This is a genomic window from Mesorhizobium sp. C432A, from assembly GCF_030323145.1.
GTDB lineage: Bacteria > Pseudomonadota > Alphaproteobacteria > Rhizobiales > Rhizobiaceae > Mesorhizobium.
Genome location: NZ_CP100470.1, coordinates 2,565,406 through 2,584,465 on the forward strand (window position 1 = coordinate 2,565,406; position 19,060 = coordinate 2,584,465).

General features: G+C 60.5%; 15 protein-coding genes. 6 read left to right on the top strand and 9 right to left on the bottom strand.

The window, feature by feature from the left end; genetic code table 11:
* Nucleotides 1-60: 60 nt before the first annotated feature.
* The 4 genes from NLY33_RS12400 to NLY33_RS12415 form a co-directional block, all read right to left on the bottom strand.
* Nucleotides 61-1,167, bottom strand: a complete 1,107-nt coding sequence (locus tag NLY33_RS12400; RefSeq protein ID WP_023703945.1) for a glycosyltransferase — start codon at nt 1,165-1,167, stop codon at nt 61-63.
* Between the two features lies 1 nt (nt 1,168).
* Entirely contained in the window at nt 1,169-2,770 is a 1,602-nt protein-coding gene (locus NLY33_RS12405) for a GumC family protein (protein ID WP_023707666.1), read from the bottom strand.
* Nucleotides 2,771-2,985: 215 nt separating this feature from the next.
* On the bottom strand, nt 2,986-3,666 hold the full coding sequence (locus NLY33_RS12410; protein WP_286439817.1) for a hypothetical protein: 681 nt from the start codon (nt 3,664-3,666) through the stop codon (nt 2,986-2,988).
* An 11-nt stretch (nt 3,667-3,677) separates the two neighbouring features.
* Nucleotides 3,678-4,247, bottom strand: a complete 570-nt coding sequence (locus tag NLY33_RS12415; RefSeq protein ID WP_286439818.1) for a hypothetical protein — start codon at nt 4,245-4,247, stop codon at nt 3,678-3,680.
* A 379-nt stretch (nt 4,248-4,626) separates the two neighbouring features.
* Between NLY33_RS12415 and NLY33_RS12420 the strand changes: the two genes are divergently transcribed.
* Nucleotides 4,627-5,730 (top strand): acyltransferase family protein, encoded by a 1,104-nt coding sequence (locus NLY33_RS12420; protein WP_196813675.1) that lies wholly within the window; start codon nt 4,627-4,629, stop codon nt 5,728-5,730.
* Nucleotides 5,731-5,772: 42 nt separating this feature from the next.
* Here NLY33_RS12420 and NLY33_RS12425 read toward each other — a convergent pair whose 3' ends face one another.
* On the bottom strand, nt 5,773-6,756 hold the full coding sequence (locus tag NLY33_RS12425; protein WP_245260948.1) for a glucosamine inositolphosphorylceramide transferase family protein: 984 nt from the start codon (nt 6,754-6,756) through the stop codon (nt 5,773-5,775).
* A gap of 666 nt (nt 6,757-7,422) precedes the next feature.
* On the opposite strand from NLY33_RS12425, the gene wecB reads away from it, so the two are divergent.
* The 3 genes from wecB to NLY33_RS12440 are packed head-to-tail and all read left to right on the top strand — an operon-like array spanning nt 7,423 to nt 10,707.
* Entirely contained in the window at nt 7,423-8,577 is a 1,155-nt protein-coding gene (gene wecB / locus NLY33_RS12430; RefSeq protein ID WP_023707669.1) for a non-hydrolyzing UDP-N-acetylglucosamine 2-epimerase, read from the top strand.
* The gene (gene wecC, locus NLY33_RS12435; RefSeq protein ID WP_023686301.1) at nt 8,570-9,907 is read left to right on the top strand and encodes a UDP-N-acetyl-D-mannosamine dehydrogenase; all 1,338 of its coding nucleotides are present in this window, start codon (nt 8,570-8,572) and stop codon (nt 9,905-9,907) included. Before wecB ends, wecC begins: the two co-directional genes overlap by 8 nt.
* Nucleotides 9,904-10,707, top strand: coding sequence for a WecB/TagA/CpsF family glycosyltransferase (locus NLY33_RS12440; RefSeq protein WP_023703939.1), 804 nt, complete (start codon nt 9,904-9,906; stop codon nt 10,705-10,707). The genes wecC and NLY33_RS12440 overlap by 4 nt, the downstream gene beginning before the upstream one ends.
* Before the next feature lie 40 nt (nt 10,708-10,747).
* Here the strand turns inward: NLY33_RS12440 and NLY33_RS12445 are convergent, their stop codons facing one another.
* Nucleotides 10,748-12,187 (bottom strand): lipopolysaccharide biosynthesis protein, encoded by a 1,440-nt coding sequence (locus tag NLY33_RS12445; RefSeq protein ID WP_023703938.1) that lies wholly within the window; start codon nt 12,185-12,187, stop codon nt 10,748-10,750.
* 168 nt (nt 12,188-12,355) lie between these two features.
* Here NLY33_RS12445 and NLY33_RS12450 point away from each other — a divergent pair, with 168 nt between their 5' ends.
* Complete coding sequence (locus tag NLY33_RS12450; protein ID WP_031195905.1) at nt 12,356-13,474, top strand: glycosyltransferase; 1,119 nt, start codon at nt 12,356-12,358, stop codon at nt 13,472-13,474.
* Nucleotides 13,475-13,492: 18 nt separating this feature from the next.
* Here the strand turns inward: NLY33_RS12450 and NLY33_RS12455 are convergent, their stop codons facing one another.
* The 3 genes from NLY33_RS12455 to NLY33_RS12465 form a co-directional block, all read right to left on the bottom strand.
* Nucleotides 13,493-14,320 (bottom strand): asparagine synthase-related protein, encoded by an 828-nt coding sequence (locus NLY33_RS12455; RefSeq protein WP_286439819.1) that lies wholly within the window; start codon nt 14,318-14,320, stop codon nt 13,493-13,495.
* Nucleotides 14,320-15,381: an asparagine synthase (glutamine-hydrolyzing) gene (gene asnB / locus NLY33_RS12460; RefSeq protein WP_286439820.1), complete on the bottom strand. Its 1,062-nt coding sequence runs from the start codon at nt 15,379-15,381 to the stop codon at nt 14,320-14,322. Before asnB ends, NLY33_RS12455 begins: the two co-directional genes overlap by 1 nt.
* 223 nt (nt 15,382-15,604) lie before the next feature.
* Nucleotides 15,605-16,846: a glycoside hydrolase family 5 protein gene (locus NLY33_RS12465; protein ID WP_031195904.1), complete on the bottom strand. Its 1,242-nt coding sequence runs from the start codon at nt 16,844-16,846 to the stop codon at nt 15,605-15,607.
* A 16-nt stretch (nt 16,847-16,862) separates the two neighbouring features.
* Here NLY33_RS12465 and NLY33_RS12470 point away from each other — a divergent pair, with 16 nt between their 5' ends.
* Nucleotides 16,863-18,869 carry a heparinase II/III family protein gene (locus tag NLY33_RS12470; protein WP_023703934.1) on the top strand — a complete coding sequence of 669 codons (2,007 nt, stop codon included), beginning with the start codon at nt 16,863-16,865 and terminating at the stop codon, nt 18,867-18,869.
* Nucleotides 18,870-19,060: the final 191 nt, after the last annotated feature.

Sequence of the window (19,060 nt, forward strand, 5' to 3'; positions counted from 1 at the left end):
GGCGTCCTGTCCCATCAATGGCGAATTCCTGTGCCGCCGCAAGCCGATCCATGCGCTAATTCAGAGCAACGCCTCGTACCGGTCTCCGATCTTTTCAATTTCGAAATCCGCCGCCCTGCTTTTCAGGATCGCGGCGGTTGTCGGCTGGTCGAGCATTCCGGCCATCGCCACTGCCAGGGCCGCGGCATCGCCGACCGGCACCAGGGCGCCGAAGCGGCCGTCATCAAGTATTTCGCGCGGGCCGTGCGGCGCGTCCGTGGAGACCACCGGAATCCCCGCTGCCATGGCCTCGACCAGAACATTGCCGAAGCCCTCGCTGGTCGATGATAGGACGAACAAGTCAGCTACGGCGTAGCACGCCGCCGGATCATTGACATAGCCCGCAAACAGAACGTCTGCGCCGATACCGGATTCTTCGGCATAGGCGCGCAGCTCGTCGGCCAGCGGGCCCTCGCCGAAGATGACAAGCCGGGCCCGGCGGCCGGCGCGCAGCACAGCGAAGGCCCGCAGCAACGTCCAATGATCCTTAACGGGCACCAGGCGTCCGGCGGTGATGATGATGGGGCCGTCGCCCATCGCCGCGAGCTCTGCCTGCCAGGCGTAGGAGCGTTGCTGGGATGCCGCAGCCGGCGGCAGCGGGTTGTTGATGACCACGACCTTGGATTTCGGGAAGCCTCGGGCCACAAGATCGCCGCCGACACCCTCAGAAACCGCGATGGCCCTGGTGGCGCGGGCCGCAACCAGGGCCGAAAGCCAGACTGCCATTTTCGCGCCAAGGCTGCCGGAAGGCAGTGAGGCGGCGGCGTGGAAACTCGGGAAGAACCGCGCCCTGCTTCGCGCGAGGGAAAGCGCCAGCGCCACGACCAGATTGGCGAATTCCGGGGCGCTGTAGATCGCGTCGGGAGAAAGGCGGCCAAGCAGGCCCGCGCTTCGCACGATGCCTTTCAGTGTCGCCCACTTGCCATAACCCTCGCCGCGAATGAGGAGGCCGAAATCGACCAGATGTACGGCAGGCGAAAGCAGGGCGGCATTGGGCCCCTGCGCGTTCCAGGTAAAAAGCGTGACGTTGTGGCCGCGCGATGCCAGTTCGTTCGCCATCAGGACGAACACGCGCTCGGCGCCGCCGCCCCTGAGGCTGGCAATGTGAAAGACAATCCGCTTCGCCATTTCAGGCGCGGCTGGCAATGACGTCCGGGCGGTTCGGCGGAAGACGCATGTCGCGCACGATACCCAGGGTAATGGCGAGCAACATGCCAAGGATCATGCCGCCAATGGCCCCCAGGCCGATCATCACGACGGTGCGCGGGGGCCATGAACGGCCCTTTGGCGGCACTGCGGTGGAAATCACCTGCACATTGGTGCTGTCGATCTGTTCGCGCTCGGTTATCTGGCGTGCCCGCGACAGGAAGCTCTCATAGATAGCCGTCTTCGACGCGGCGTCACGTTCAAGCTCACGCAAGGCGACCTCGGAATCGCTATCCGAGAACACGTTGCCCTTCAAGTCATTCATCTTGGCATTGAGGGAGGCCGACGAGGTTTTGGCGGCATCGAGATTGACCTTCGCCAGGCGCAGGGTGCGCGCGTATTCGGCGCTGAGTTGCGCGCTGACCGTGTTGTACTCCGTCTTCAGCCTGACGATCGACGGATGACGGGGGCCAAAGGTCATCGACTGCGAATCGATCTGCTGGCGCAGGCCATTGGCCGTTGCGCGCAGCGCCACAAGCGCTTCCGACGTGGCGGGACCGGAATTGGTGCCGTTTGCGCCGGCGGCAAGCAGGGCGTCGTAACTTGCCTGCGCGGCGATGACGCGCGATTGCGTCTCCACGATCTGGCCGTTGAGCTGGGTCATGGTTTGCGAGGAAACAAGCTGCCCATTGCTGGTGGCCAGATTGTGGCTGCGCCTATAGGCCTCGACCTTCTCTTCAGCCGCCTGCACATCGCTCTTGAGCTGGCCCAGCCGCCCGTCCAGCGCGGCCGCGGCACGGCTGGCGCCGGAAGCCTCGGCGCTGGCCAGCTCTTCCTGGAAAGTCTTGACGATATCCTGCGAAATCAGGATCGCCTTAGCGGGGGTTTCCGCCGATACCATCAAGGTCGTGACAAACGACTTTTCATCCGCGATGCTGCTAACCCGTTCCGCCAGGTTCTTCAGGGCGGTAAGCTTCGGATCGGGTTTGGCGCCGTCCGTCCCTGTGCGGCTACGGTCCGCGTCGAAGAACTCCGGGTCACTGGCCAGGTCAAGATCGTCTACAACACGTGAAAGCACGCTGCCCGAGGTCAAGATGCGCTCTTTGCTGCGCGCGCTGAGCAGCTGTCCATCGACCTGGGCCGATTGCGGGTAAAGATCATTCGGAACAACCTGAAGATTGGCGGGATTGATGAGGATGTCCGTGGTCACGGTGTAGCGCTGCTTGCTCAGCAGAGCGTAGGCACCGCCGATGATCCCGCCGACGATTGCCAGCAGGCATACCAGAGCGAGGCCGGCGCGCAGCCAGACAAACAGACGCCCGAAATCGAGTTCGAGAAAGGTTCCGATCTTGTTGAGCGTCACCGTCGTGACGGGCTCGGCTACAGGCGGCGCCACGGGTGCAGGCGACACAGGGGCCGACGTTACAGGGGCCGACGTTACAGCGGGTGCCGCCGCATGTGCCATGATCGGCGCGGTTTGTTGCGGCTTTGGCCTGCTGGCGCGCCGCGCATTTTCGATCCGTTCATAGGGGCTAATGCCGGCGGCGGCCGCGGTTGGAGGAGGACCGGAAGCGGCGGACATCATGCTAACCCTTTAATATTCAATACGCACAGCCTGCTTTACGGAAACATCGTTAATATTTCATTTTCCAGGCGTGTCAGGCGCGTTCCGGAACAGCGATCTATCCACCCTTGGTCGGTATTCTGCCACGCCCGTCGTAGCCTGGCAAAGCGTGCAGGCGTTTCAAATGGAAATGCAAGAGGTCGTCGCGAGGGCACCCACAAGGACGGGCTTTGGCGTCATGTCGCTGTTGATGCTGGTTGGCCTTGAACGGGCGTGCCGGTTTGGCGCCCATCCGGCTTTCGATAAGCGAGCAACAAGATGACGAGCAGCATGATATCCGGCGCCTTCGAAGAGAGGGCATTGTTTGACAATGCCGCGAGAATGGACGCGGCCGCTGCGATATGGGCGGCCCGAGGCGTATTGCGCAGGAGCTTGAAAAGGAACCGGAAGAAAGCAAACGCGAAGAGCAAGGCGATCGGCAGGCCAAACAAAAGCGTAAGAACGACCGGCGTGCTTTCGATGAAGGGGAGGTTGAGCTTTTCGTTGACGATCTTCAACAACTCGTTGGGATTCATGCCAAGCAGGATGTCCCTCCATTCAACGAACTTGAATACATCGTAGATCTTGACGCGCGCGTCGTAATTTTGATCAAAGAGCGTATTGCTGAAGCGGTTCAGCAGCCCCGCCGAAAAGAGTATCGCAATCAGTATGGCGCCACCGGCCAGCGTCAGCATCAGCACCAGGAGTTTGGCCTGGCGTTGATGTCTGGGTGACAAGTCCGGCCAAGGCAGGAACACGAGCAGGAACAGGATCTCGCCGCAAGCGAGCAGCAGGGCGGTGCGCGCGCCCGAAGCGGCCGTGCCGATGAAGAGAATGAAGATGCAAAGCGCACACACCCAGATACGCCACCGCGTCAATGCAACGAAACCTATGGCGGTGGTGCAAAGCGCGCCCAGCGCCAGCGGATGGGCCGACAGTCCGATCGGCCGAAAGTCCAGCTCAACGAGGGATAGGGCAGGAATCGATGCTGGGTGACGGCCTCGATCGTTCCGATGATGGCGCTGAGGACAATCATGCCGACGATGACATTGCCAAGCGCCCTGCGCACATGGTCACCCAGGGCAAGCATGATCATCGCCGCGGCACAAGAGACCAGATAGGAATCGATTATGAAGCCGGCCGAGCCGGCACGGCCTATCACGAAGAGATAAGGCACCAGCCACAACAGCAGCAGCGAATATAACAATGTCGCCTTGAACAGCCTGACTTCATCGCCTTCGAGCCGAATTGGCCGGGTCGTGGCGATGACGACAAGCAGCAGAAAGATCGCATAGGTCCCGATATGCAGCTTTTCGGGAAACGACCCCCCCTCCGTCGAATAGGACATCACCATATTCATCAACTGCGGCGAGATGGTCGAGCGGAGCAGGAAAGCGAAGGCCGCGAGGAGAAAGAACAGGAGCGTGAGGGCGTCTTGGCGGCTGGCCTGCGCGGTCACGAACTGTTGCTCTGTGGGGGTGACACTCACGATTATCCGACCAGCGTTGCGGCTTGCGATTGAGATGGCAGGGGACGAACGCGCCCCCGGGTACATTTTCCTGCACGAACGTAAAGGAATATGGATAACCCGATCTTAACAGTGGCGATGCCCGGCATGGGCCGCCACATGTCAGCTTTGCCGAAAAGCCGGACACCGCTCATTGAGATCTCACCAAAGTGCGCCGCGTGGGAACGAATGCAGGCAATGCACTTGCGCGACATGCATCGGCAGCCGGATTTACGCTATTTCATGAACTCGGTAACCCACACTTAATTGGCCGGTCGTATTGATGGCGATGCTTTGCACGGCGCCGGACGCGCTGCCTGTGGACGGCACAATGGCATCAGGCGCCGGCAAAGCGCAGGAGATCAAGGTGAAGAAATTCTATTCGATTCAGTATCTTCGCGCCTGCGCCGCCTTGCTGGTTCTGTTCGCACACGCCTTTTCCTATCAGATTGGCGTGGACAATCTGATTATCGTGACGGCGGGCCGCCTGGGCGTCGTTCTGTTCTTTGTCATCAGCGGTTTCATAATGGTCCATATTACGGGAGATGGTCCGTTTTCCGCTGCCACCTTCCTGAAACGCCGAGCAATCCGGATCATCCCCCTTTACTGGCTTTTCACCAGCCTCGCCGCCGTTCTGGCGGCGCTCGCGCCAAGTCTCTTCCAGAAGACCGTCTTTACATGGCCCCACTATCTTCAGTCGCTCCTCTTCATTGTTCACGAAGCGCCTGGACGGGATAGCGCCAGTCCAATCCTCTCACTCGGCTGGACGCTCAATTACGAGGTATTTTTCTATATCGCTTTTGCGGTGTTCGCATTTCTGTCCGTGACCTCGCGCGTATTTGTGCTGACGGTCTTTTTCATTGCGATGTGGATAGCCGGGCTGTGGCTGGCTCCCACCAACCCTGTTATCCAGTTCTATCTCAACCCTTCTCCGGTGGCATTCGTAATCGGCATGTGGATAGGGCGGCGCTATTTGGACGGTGATTTCACTTCCGACATACGCCATGCCTGGATATTCGGCGTAATGACCGCTGCAGGCGTGGTGCTTTCATTCGTCGATGACGGTACGCCGCTATTGGGTCAGATCAGCTTCGCGGGACAAGCAATGTGGGCGGCGGGCCTGCTTCATCTCAGCCTCATTCTGGAGCCGAAACTCAAGCACTGGAGCCTTCTCGAGCAGTTGGGCGACGCTTCCTACGCGCTTTATCTGTCGCATATCTTCGTGATCGGCGCTGTGGCGTACCTGGCCAGACGCACCGTCGGATACGAGCATCCGACAACGGTATTGTTGGTGTCGGTGGTCAGCATCGTGGCAGCCTGCCTCGTCAGTCTGGTGATTTACGAGATGATCGAGAAGCCGATTCTTCAGACCCTGAACGGCAGAAGGAAGACGAGAAACACACCGCTTCCTCATATTGCCACGGAGAACAAATAAGCAGGCCACGCAACGGGACGCTCACGGCTTTCAGCGCTTCAGTCAGCCCGCGCTGTCCACGACCTCGACATTGCCGGCGCGGTTAAGCGTATGAATGCCCGTGCGTGCCCATGCCGGACCCGCGCCGATCGGCCGGGGCGAGGCAAAACGGACATCGGACGCGTCGAGTCGCTCAAGCCGCATCAGCCCCAGACCACCGCCATAGGCCCTCGATCCGTTCTGCACCGGCAGCACCAGGGCATCGTCGTGGTGGATAAAGGCGCCGCCCGGCCGGGTGGCCGAATGATCGACGGCAATGGGATTGAGCGGATGGGCGACCCATGGCCCGCGCAGCGAGGGTGCGCAATAGACCGCCATCGTGTCCGACGCGCTGCCGTAGCCGAACCGCTCCGTTCCAACCAGCCAGAAGCGACCGTCGGATTCGAGCAGCGTCGCGTCGTTGAAATCCCTGTCCGCCATCAGCACCGTGTCGCGGACCCAGCGGTCGGGAAACTGCGCGGCGCGATAGAGCACAAGTTCGCGAGCCGAACCACTTTCGGGGATCATGAAAATCTCGCCATCGTGTGCGAACACCTGCGGATACGACAGGTGGTGCGCTTCCTCCAATACAACCCTTGGAACACCGAAAGTGCCATCGTCACCGAGCTCGGCGACGGAAATCACGCCGCGACTCGTCGCGTAGGGGAATTCCTCGACAAACAGATGATGGCGGCGGTCGGCCTCGAAGACGAACGGGTCGGCATAGAAGCGTTGGCCATCGTCCGGCAGGACTGTGAACGGTTTGCCGTCGAGTTGCCCGGTTTCGGCGATGCCTGGTCCGTCGATCACCCGGTAGGCAACCTGCCAATAAAAGGGGCGTCGTCCCCGCCTGATTTTTTGCACGGCGCGATCGATCAAAGCCCTGCCAAAAAAGGGCACATAGTGTCGAACAAAACTGTCGTTCTTCAGGATCGGCACCGGGTTGTCGCTTACCGGCACAAGCTTGCCCGCAAAGAAGCGGGCGACGGTTTGCATGATCAGCGACATGGCGCCGGCGAGCAGGTCGTTGCAGCTTCGAGATAGCCAGAGCCTGTCTGCCAGCATCGGTCTAGCCTGGGCCACGACAACGCCATCGAGGCGAGCGCCAAGTTCAGGCAATTGTCCGCTCGCCAACATTGCGGCAACGCCGGCTGGAAAGCTGTTGCGACCGCAAAATTCGAGCCTCAGGACTGGCGCGTCTTGCCCCGTTGCGCTGGCAGTGAGATCTATGACGAGGTCCGGAGGGCCGCGATCGATGGGCGGCAACGGCTCGGACCGGCCCGCCAGCGAGGGACCGAAACGCCGGCTCTCGATCGCCAAGACAGTGTCCAGCCCCCGAGCGGTTGGCGCCGGCGCCGGCGCGTGGCAACTCGAGACCACATAACCTGCCGCACCCAACCGCATGAAAAGCTCATTTTCCCAGCGCCGGGATGCGACGGCGTGGCCGATGATTAAAATATTAGTCAACCCAAGTTATTCTCGTTAAAGCAAAAAATGGCTTTGCTCTGGTATCTTTCCCCACAGTTCCTGGCAAGGGTTGCCCAAGGGGGGCTGCGGACTCTAGCGTTAATCATACGTTAATTTTTTTGAATACGAAGGCGGTTCAGGGCGCTATTGTTAGGCTGAAAGCACATGTCAGCCGGGCGCCCACGCTTTCGGTGACCAGGGTCAACCATGAACGCCGTTTCACATCCGAGATTGCCCTCAAGGCGAAAACTGCTGATCGTGTTCGGCACGAGGCCGGAGGCGCTCAAATGTTTTCCGGTGGCGCGCGCCGCGCTCGCCCATCCAGGCTTTACCACGGAAATATGTGTGACGGGCCAGCATCGCGAGATGGTCGATCAGGTCATTGAATTGACGGGCCTGCCGGTGCACTACGATCTCAACATCATGCAGCCAGGTCAGACGTTGTTCGACGTGACCTCGCGCGTGCTCCTCGGAATGGCGGGGGTGCTGGAGAAGGCGAAGCCGGACATCGTCATCGTCCAGGGCGACACAACCACCGCGATGACCGCGGCTCTAGCTGCCTTCTACAAGCGCATTCCGGTTGCCCATATCGAGGCGGGATTGCGCAGCCACAACATCAACTCTCCCTTTCCGGAGGAACTGAACCGCAAGATTGCCGGCAACATCGCCACCTGGCATTTTGCGCCGACCACCGAGGCGCGCGACAATCTCATCGCCGAAGGAAAGGCTGCGAACACCATCTTCGTAACCGGCAATACCGTGATCGACACGCTGCTGCATTTCTCCAGCGAGATCGATGCCGACAAGTTGATGAACGCCAAGCTCGCCGCTCGTTTCCCCTTCATCGATCCGACCAAGAAAATGATACTCGTCACCGGTCATCGCCGTGAGAATTTCGATGGCGGCATCCAGAGAATCTGCACCGCGCTGAAGGCATTGTCGGCGCGCAGGGATGTGCAGGTCATCTACCCGGTCCATCCCAACCCGAATGTGCGCTCCGTGGTCGAGGCCGAAATCGGGACGGTGCCGAACATCCACCTGATCGACCCGCAGGACTATTTGCCGTTCCTGTACCTGCAGAAACAGAGCTACCTGGTGTTGACCGACAGCGGCGGCGTGCAGGAAGAGGCGCCTTCACTCGGCAAGCCGGTGCTGGTGATGCGGGAAAACACGGAGCGACCCGAAGGGATCGCCGCTGGTACTGCCCGGCTGGTCGGTACCGATATCGAAAAAATTCTGGCCAATGCCAATAGCCTGCTCGATGATGAGAGCGTCTATCGCGGCATGGCGGAGAGGCACAACCCATACGGCGATGGCCAAGCTGCGACCCGGATCGTTGAGGAATTGCTGAATCATGGCTGAAATCAAAACCGTTTCCGTTATCGGCATGGGCTATATCGGCCTGCCGACCTGTGCCATTTTTGCCAGCCGCGGACTCGATGTCATCGGTGTCGATATCAACGAGGCGGTGGTCGCGAAGGTCAACCGCGGCGAAATCCACATCATCGAACCGGACCTGGATGGTTTGATCCAGAAAGTCGTCGCCAATGGCAAGCTCAAGGCATTCAGTACGCCTCAGCCGGCCGATGCCTATATTATCGCCGTTCCAACTCCGATCACCCCGGACCGCAAGCCGGATGTCAGCTACGTGCTTGCGGCAGCGCGAAGCATCGCTCCGGTGCTAAAACGGGACGACCTGGTGGTGCTGGAATCAACATCGCCGGTCGGTACGACGCGTGTCATGACAGCGCTGCTCGCGGAACTGCGACCCGATCTCAAATTTCCCGTCGCACATGGCGAGGAAGCTGACGTCCTGGTCGCCTACTCTCCCGAGCGCGTGCTGCCGGGAAAGGTGCTGACCGAACTGATCAACAATGATCGCTCGATCGGCGGGCTGTCCCGAAAGTCTTCGGAGCGGACAGCGGCACTCTATTCAAGCTTCGTCGCCGGCGACCTGTTCATAACCCAGGCCGAAAGCGCGGAACTGGTTAAGCTGACCGAAAATGCGTTCCGCGATGTCAATATCGCCTTCGCCAATGAGCTTGCGGCGGTGTGCCAGGATCTGTCGCTCAACGTCTGGGAGGTAATCGATCTCGCCAACCGGCATCCTCGCGTGAACATCCTGCAGCCGAGCCCGGGCGTGGGCGGCCACTGCATTGCGATCGATCCGTATTTTATCATCGACGCCGCACCGAACAATACGCGGCTGATCAGTTCGGCACGGCGCATCAATTCCGAGCGACCCTTGTCGGTGGTCAGGGACATCGAGGCATTGCTCGACCCGACCCGCAAGCAGACGATCGCCTGTCTTGGCCTCAGCTTCAAACCCAATATCGACGATATGCGCGAGAGCCCGGCTGTCGAGGTTGTTAAGCTTCTGTCCAAGATTCCCAATATCAAGATCGTCGCTGCCGAGCCCAATGCGCGTCAGTTGCCACACGAGCTCGAGGGCAGCGGCGTCATGTTCACCGATGCACTTTCCGCTATTGACCAATCCGATATCGTCGTCCTGCTGGTCGACCATCGACAATTCAATCTGATCGATCCCGAAGCGCTCAAGGACAAGAAGCTCGTCGACACACGGGGCCTGTGGACCTGGCGCAAGGCGCGCAAGCCCGACGCCCGCATCGAAGGCAAGAAATCCGAAATGGAACGCTCGCAGTCTCTCGCTCGCACCGGAGAAGCGGCATGAACTCGCATGACACGGCATGGGCGCAACACTCTCTATTGGCATCACGCCGCCGCGAGTTTCTCGGTGCGACCATCCATGCGCTGACCATGGCCGAGACGCTGGCCATCGCAGACGAGGCGATGGCGACGCGGCGGCCGCTTCATCATGTTGTCGTGAACGTCGCCAAGCTTGTGAACATGCGCAAGAATGCCGAACTGCGCGAGGATGTCGTCGGGGCGGATATGGTCAATGTCGACGGCAAAGGCGTGCTTTGGGGCGCGCGGCTCTGCGGCGTCGAGTTGCCGGAGCGTGTGACCGGCGTCGACGTCATGATCAACCTGCTTGCGCTGTGCGCCAGGCGTGGCTATCGCCCCTACCTTCTGGGCGCTGAACAGCACATTCTCGACGCAGTTGAAAGCCGACTTGCCAGAGATCATCCGAGCCTAGCCATTGCCGGCAGGCGCAATGGGTATTTCAAGGCGGACGAAGAGGCCGCGATCGTCGAGGCCATCAACGCTTCAGGTGCCGACTGCCTGTTTGTGGCGATGCCGACGCCGAGCAAGGAGCGCTTTCTCAAGCGCTATCGCGACGTACTCGCTCCGAGTTTCGTCATGGGCGTGGGCGGCAGCTTCGACGTCTATGGTGGAAAGGTCGCCCGGGCACCGAAACTGGTTCAGGCGGCCGGCCTGGAGTGGCTGTTCCGTGTGGCACAGGAGCCGCGACGCTTGTGGCGCCGCTACTACGATACCAACACCGCCTATGCAGTGCTGCTGTGGCGTGAGTTCTGGTCTCGCCGGGGACGCCGAAACGTCAATCCGTAGGCTCGCGACTTTCAGACAAGCATGCCTCATTGCGCGGGATTTATGCGATCCGGAGCCGTGCCCTTAGCTTGCCGATGAACTGCGTCACGGCCGCGGGGTGAAACAACCAGGTCAGTCCCAGGAAAGCCGCAGCGCCGGCGACACCGCCCGCCGCGAGCGGAAAGATCGCCGGCATATTGCCCAGCGCAGTGCTGGCAAGGCTGGCGGCCAGTCCGGTGCAGATAGAAATGATGGCCGAGACAGCGATGTCGCGCCAGGGAACCGGCACCGGCGTGAGCCTCTCGGCGATGACGATGCAGGCTGCAAGACCTGCCAGCGATCCGCCCGCCAACGCCAACGCCGCGCCAACCTCCGCCATGGTGGGAATCAACAGAAAAGACAGTGAAATCGTTGCCACCGAGCCGAAGGAATTGGCGATGATCAGCAACCACGGCCGCTTATGTGCGTGCACCACGACGCCATAAACGAAGCTTGTGAGATTGGCACAAAGAACGCTGAAGGCGATGATCGGAAACAGCAGACCGAAGCGACCATGATATTCCGCGGGCAGCAGGAGTCGCGTGATGTCGCCGCTGAGCGCGATAAGCATTGCTGCGACCGGCAGGCAAAGGCGTATCATCAAGGCCATGAGTTGCGACAACAACCGCCCGGACGCCTCGGATCCCTCGTCGTCGAAGCGGCTGACCACTTCTGGAAATGCGCCCATGTTGATTGCGTTGGCGACCATATCGATCGGCTGCCGAGCCAATGCGTAGGCGGCTGCGAAGACAGCCACCGCGCCGGCATCGTAGTAGAACTTGAGGAAGACGCGTTCAGCGCTGTTGAGACCGAAACCGACCAGCGCCATGATGACGAGGGGCACGCCGAGGGCAAAAAACTCCTTGTGGGTGAAGCGCGGCGGGCCGCCAATAACGCGCCCGGATGCCACAACGCACGCCACGATGCCGGCAATCAGCACGGCGAGGCTCGAGCCGAGCGATACCGTCAGAAAAGAGCATTGGAAGATAAGGGTGGCGGCGATCGGCAAGGCCAGTTGCAGCAGGCCGCGCAGATATTCAAGCATCGAATAGAGGGAATGACGCTGCTGCATTTGCAGCACCGTCAACGCGAACCGGCTGATGGAGCCGGCAATCAGATAGCTGCAGACGGCGATTGCAAATTCTATCCAGCGCTCCGGCACGATCACCGCCGAGGCGATCACGGATATGATCAGGGCCAGCACCGTGGTGGCAAGCAATACCTGTCCGGCAAGCATCAGGCTGCCACGGCTGACGTCGCCTTTTCCACCAAGCCGCAGCAAGGCAATGCGCAGCCAGTTGGTAACGGCAACATCCGTCATTTCGCCCACGGTGACCACCAGGGTCAGCAGGCCATACTCCGTCTGGTCGATCAGCCGCGTCATGACGACCAGCAGGAGCAGAGCGGAAACCCGCGTCAGCAGAATAGCTGGGCCATAGATGAGTGTGGAACGGAGCAGCAAAGGGTTGTTCCCGGAAAATTTGCCGTCGATTAACCGTTGACCGACGGGAATTCCAGCATGATGACGGCAAAGGGTGAACGGATACAGTTTGAACCAAAAGATTTGTCGTAAACCTTTTTTGGAACGTTTGCTTTACGGTCACCCGGCATCCGCAATCCAAATGGTGTCATGTTGCAGCGTCTCGCCCACAATAGAAAAATACATGTCTTGGTCGCAACGCCCTCGGGCGTTTCGGGACAAGGCGGCATCGACCGGATCATGGGGGCGCTGAAGCAGGAGTTCGAACGGCAAGAGATCGCCGACATCGATCTGCGCTTTCTTTCCAGCCGTGGCCCGGGACATGTCGGGCTTTCGATCTTCTACATGCTTGGTTTTTGCGCGCGGATGCTTGCGGCCCGCCTCGACAGACGCGCCGACGTCATTCACATCAATATATCGGTCTCCGGCAGCACCTATCGCAAGATGATGATCGCCGCCTGCGCCAGGCTGTTGTCGATACCATATGTCCTTCATCTGCATGGGGCGCAGTATCAGACATTCTGGAAAGATGATCATAGTTTCATGAGCCGCCGTATCAGGGCTCTGTTCGAGCATGCCGGCCGGGTGATTGTCCTGGGGGGGCTTTGGCGCGATTTCGTCGCCAGCCGGGCACCGGCGAACGGCGGCAATATTGTCATCGTTCCCAACGCCACGGCAGTTCCTTCCCTGGCGCATGTCGGCGGAGGCGATCACGTGCACATCCTGTTCCTCGGCCGCATCGGCGAGCGAAAGGGCGTGCCGCAGTTGGGCGAGGCGCTGGAGCGGATGAAACATCTCAGGGGTTGGCGTGCCACGATCGCCGGCGATGGTGAGGTCGAGCCGGCACGAGCGAGGTCGGTCGCTCTAGGGATTGCCGACCGTATTGCTTTTCCGGGCTGGGTGGGACCTGACGAGGTCGCATCACTGATCGCTTCGGCCGATATTCTGGTGCTCCCCTCGTTCGCCGAAAATCTGCCAATGTCGGTGATCGAAGGCATGGCGGCCGGCCTGGCTGTCGTGGCCACCCCGGTTGGCGCGGTCGAGGACATCATCACCCACGAACAATCCGGTCTGTTGGTGCCGCCCGGCGATGTGGCGGCGTTGACCGAGGCGTTAACTCGGCTGGTCGAGGATACGGCGCTGCGCGCGCGGCTTGGCGCCGCCGCCATGGCGGTGCACCGGGAAAGGCTTGAGCTTGCACCGTTTGTCGACGCGATCTGCGATGTCTGGAGATCGGTCGCGTCCGAGGCGCGACCGGTCAAGCGCTGACGCTGTCCTTCATTGTCGTCACTGCGGCGGGCCAAGCGCGAATTCGCGGTGGAATATCTCCAGGTTCAAAAGCGCCCATATCAGTTTTTCGTGGTCCGCGGCGCGCTCGGCGTGCTCCCTGACAATCTGGTCCAGCTTCTTGGCGCTCAAATAGCTACGGATGACCGAATGGGACGAACACAGATGGTCCCGTACATAATCGCTCATCGGCCCGCGGAACCATTCGGCGACGGGCACCTTGAAGCCGATCTTTGGGCGGTTGAGGACCTCGTCGGGAACCATGCCGGCCATGCAGTCGCGCAGGATCTGTTTGCTGTGCAGGAAGCCCAGCCTGTAACGATCGGGCAGTTGGCTGACGAAGGAAACCAGATCGCGATCAAGGAATGGCATTCGCCCCTCGATTGAACCGGCCATCATCACTCGGTCGCCCCGTTCCAAGAGGTTGTCGGGCAACCACGATGTCTGATCAAAAAACAACACACGGCGCAGATGAGATTCCGTCACACTCGAAGAGAACGGGAAATCGTTGCAGTCATGGCCGCAAGTGGCCAACCCACCGAGGAGCGAATCGCGTTCCCGCGCCGTCATGGCTCCAAACCAGGAGATCATCCGGGTGGCAAAGTCCCGTTCACCCGCGCTTCGGGCAAATGTATCGAACTTGGCCGATGCGCCGGGCAATGCGCGCATCAAAGGGGCGAGGAGATTGTTGTGAAGCGACGCTGGAACAAGTGACCGGTAGACACCCGCCAGAGACTCTGCGCGATGTTTGGGGTAGCCGCCGAGTATCTCGTCCGCACCTTCGCCCGTAAGCACCATCTTGACGTCCTGCGAGGCTCGAACCGACATCAGGTAAATTGGAATGTCCGTACTTTGTGAAACAGGTGCCCCCGATGGCGGACCATCTTGGGCAGATGATTCATCAGGTCATCCGCCTGGATGACGATTTCGCAATGATCGGTCTTGAAATGATCGGCGACGCGCCGGGCGAATGGAAGCTCGCTGTAAGCCTGTTCGCTGAAACCGACCGAAAACGTACGAATGGGGTTGTCGCTGTGCCTGGTCATCAGGGCAACGATTGCCGACGAGTCGAGGCCCCCGGACAGAAAGGCGCCAAACGGCGCATCACTGCGCATCCTGATCTCGACAGAACGGTCGAGCAATTCCAGAAATCGCCGCTTGGCGGTTCCTGGATCGATATCCGCTGTCAGATCGGTCTGATCCGGGGGCGCATAGTAGCGCGTTTCCGTTACTTCCCCTTGCGACCACACAGCGTAGCTTCCCGGGTTGAGCTTGCGGATCTGTTTGAAAAGCGTCCGCGGTCCAGGCACGTAACGCCAGGTCAGATACTCGCGCACTCCATCCAGATCGAGCTGCTGGCCATCTGGCTGCGCAGACAACAACGCGCTGATCTCCGAGGCAAACGACAGCAAATTTCTGCCTTGCATGAGGTAAAGGGGTTTTTTTCCAAAGGGGTCGCGAGCGAGGATCAATTCGCGCCGTTGAGCGTCCCACAGCGCAAAAGCGAACATCCCGCTCAATCGGTCGAACATGGCCAGGCGCCACTGGTCATAAGCCCTGAGCAGCACTTCCGTGTCGGAGCGTGTGCGAAAACGGTGGCCGAGACCGATCAACTCCTCACGCAACTCGATGTAGTTGTATATTTCGCCGTTGAAAATAATCCGGAGCCGTCCGTCCTCGGTCTGCATCGGCTGATTTGAATCGGCGTTTAAGTCAATAATCGCCAGGCGGCGATGCACCAATGCCAACTGGTCCTCGCCTGTGTTCAGGTCCAGGAGTTCGATGCCTTCGGCATCGGGACCACGATGCTGCAAGGCATTCGACATCCCGGCGGCCCGATCTTGTGGCTTCTCGACCCTGCGCCCAATCCAGCCGGCAATTCCGCACATTCTTTCCCTTGGCCCTCTTTCCCTTGTTTGCGTATGATCGAGGACACCAATCTACAGCGAATATATTAAATAGCTGCTCGGTGGAGTGATTTTAAAACTGAGCCTGATTTGGTTCGATCAGGCCCTCTCGGCTGCAACTGGAGACGACGGTCCTTGGGTTTCCACGCGATTGATCGCCAGCAACCAGGCAGACCGCTCGAACCGATCCTGACCCGATGACGAGTTATGGCAGGCCTAGTGCCCGCAACATCTCCCGGTCCGGGATCGCAGGCCCCTTGGGTTGGATAACACTCATTCCGTAAGGGTTGGAGAATTCCCAGGCCGACCACGGCATCGCGAAGCGTTCCGCCTCTCTGCGCACTGCCATGAGATAGCGCAGGCGATCAGCATCGAAAGCTCCCATGCGGCCATCCGCAGACATCAAGATAACGCCGAATTCGCCCACGAACAGGCGTCGGCTCGCTATGCCATGGGCTTCAGCCCAGTCGACCGCCTGACGGAAACCCGCTTCGAGCTGGCTCTGCCCCCAATTCTGCTCAAAGTATCGGGCGATCGTTTCACGCGCCGAGGCCATGTTCATCACCTCTTCGATCTGGCTCAAGCCGGCGGCGTCCATCTGCGCCTTGAGGGTTTCGGCGACCACTTCGGGCGTGCTGGCGTCGGCAGGCCAGGGAAGGCCGGAGGAGAAAGCGTTCTTGTCATCGGCCCGCTGGTGCGTGAAGCTGTGCGGATCATACATGTGGAAGCTGTAATAGACGTTGGGGTCGTCGAAGTTGGGGTCCAGGTTGACCAGTCCCGCGATGCTCCCGCCGCAGGCGCCGGTCGCGACGATGGTGAGTTCGCTGCTGACGGCGCGAATATCGCGAACCGTGCCTGCCATGATCCGCTGCCAGTCATCGCTGCCGCTTGAATCGCACGGGTAGTAGGCGGGCTCGTTATAGGGCTCGAGGGCGACCTTGTCGGCGCCAATTTTGATCAGCATGGCAGCCACCGCCACTACCATTTTGCGATAGCGGGCAACACCCTCGCTGTCGGCCCCGCCATAGATCATTTCCATGCTGTAGGCCGGAACCTGGCTGACGCCATGCAGATCGAAAACCACCTTGAGCCCGCTTGAAACGACCCGCTGCACCGCAGCGGCAAGCATGTCCAGCGCCTGTTGTCGTTTGGCGCCCTCGCTGGCAAGCAGAGGGCCAGGGTCGACACTCAGCCGGACAAAGTCGAAGCCCATGGATCGAATGCGATCAAACTGGTCGCCGTCCGGCCAATCGGTGAGCGGCCTGCCGCCCGCAAGCCATTCCTTCTCGCTGCGATAGGGCGGCCATTTGTAGGAACCATCTTTCTCCACCGGCGACCAGTTGAGCCATTCATGGACGCCGACGCCGCGCTCAAGCGGGATCGGCGCCGCCTCGGCTGACATAGCCATGCCAAGCGCGCACGCTATGACGTAGACAACTTTTCTCATCGCAAAACTCCGCGTCATGGCCGAAGATATTAACCGCGGGAACGGAAAAGAGGATGCCGCCACACGCTTTTTCGACGGGATGGTGTATGAGGATCAAAATCTTGGCGGAGCGCGGATGAGGGTCGGGTGGTATTTCAACCGATTGCGCAGCATGGAGTTGGCCGAGATATTGCATCGGTTGGACGAGCAGCGCCGGAGGACCGTTTCGCGCCGCCGCGACAACGGCTGGCAGCGCTATGCGTCGCCGCAGTTGCACCCGGTGCTGCACGGATTGCGGAATGCTGTGCCGGCCGCTGCGACACCAGCCCAGCGGCAAGCTATCGAGGCGGCTGCGCAAAACACTCTTCGAGGCCAGTTTTCAGCACTTGGGCAGACCTGGCCACAGCGAGACCCCTATACTCTCTTTCCACCCGAGCTCTGGCGCCTTGATCCGGTGACCGGCCGGCTTTGGCCGGGCCCCAAGACCCATACTTTCGATATCGATTTTCGCCATGCCACCGGCCGTGGCGATGTAAAATATGTTTGGGAAATCAACCGGCTGCAGCAACTGCCGCCACTGGCTGCCCATCTGCTTCTCACCGGCGATGATCAATCCCGTGCGGCCATCGAGGCGGCGATCGAGAGCTGGCATTTCGCCAACCCACCATTTCGGGGCGTTGGCTGGGCCTCGGGCATCGAGGTCGCGCTACGAGCCATCAGCCTGATTGTCACGCTCGACCTCGTCGGCGACCGGCTTGGCGCGGCGACGCGAGAAAAAGTCGGTGAAATACTGGCGGCAAGCGCCTATTGGCTGCCGCGGTTTCCCTCCCGTTTTTCGTCCGCCAACAACCATCTCGTCGCGGAACTGGCTGGCGAATATCTGATCGGTCTGGCTTTCGGGGCCGAGGTGGCTCGCGAGTCGCTCCTGGCTGAGGTGCTCAAACAGATCCTGGCCGATGGCGCCGGGGCCGAGCAGACCCCGACCTACGCCGCCTTCAGTGCCGAGCTTTTCCTGCTGTGCGCTGCGGCGGCGCGCCAGGCCGGACTGCCTTTTCCCCAGCCCGTCGAAGCGCGTTTGGCCGCTTTCGCCAATTTCGCAGGCTGGCTCCCGCCGAAAGCCAGCGGCTTCGGCGACAATGATGAAGGCCGCGTGATCACGCTGGGGGGCGAAACCGATTATGTCGGATCGGTCGCGGCCGCCATCCATGGTTTTCTACGGATGCCGGGCAGGGCACCGGAGCCCGGCGATTTTCGCGCGCTTTTCTTCGGCGCGCCACCGCGGCCGGCGCCGGTGCCGGATGGATTGCATACGTTCACGCAAGGCGGGCTCTCCGTCTGGCGCGGCGAGATGAATGGTCGCAACGTCCATCTGACATACGACCACGGCCCGCTGGGCTACCTTTCGATAGCGGCGCACGGTCATGCCGACGCGCTGTCGCTCACCCTGTGCATTGACGGCGATCCGGTGCTGGTCGACCCCGGCACATGGCTCTATGGTTCGGGGGGAGGCTGGCGCGACTGGTTCCGCTCGACGCCGGCGCACAACACGCTGAACCTAGAGGGTAAAAGCCAAAGCATCATCTCCGGGGCGTTCAACTGGTCGCACAAGGCGGTTGCGACATTGGTGGAGAGCGAGCCGGGGCCGCACTGGAGGCTGTGTGCCCGACATGACGGGTACAAAGGCCGCTTCGGCGTTGTGCATCAACGCGCCGTGACACGCGATGGCGACGGCATCCTCGTGACCGACCAACTGCTCGGCGGCAGCCGCGTCGCTGAGATCGTCTTCCAACTCGCCGCCGACCTCCACGCCAACAGGGATGGAAACATTGTCACGATATTGCGCGGCGCTGAACCTTTGATGACTATCCACTTTCCAGACGCAGCGATCCACATCCGTTCCGGCGGCGACACACCGGGCCAGGGCGGCTGGGTTTCGCCGCGTTTTGGTGCAAGGCAGCCAGCCGAACGCCTCGCATGGCGTGGCCAAGTAGGCGAAAAGGGAGTAGTCATCCGGCTCGCGCCAAGTCCGCCGCAGACCCGATAACGGGCAGGTTGCAGGCGCAGCGTTCGACATTAATTACGTTCAGATATTTAGCGGTTTTGACACCGTTGATCTGCTAATTTGGCCATGATTGTTCTGCCAGTCGCATCCCGATACACAGTTGCGGGCAGCATATGATGGGCCTGGCAATATGTGCTTCGCGACGAGCCGGATCGCCATTTCACCACCTAGGA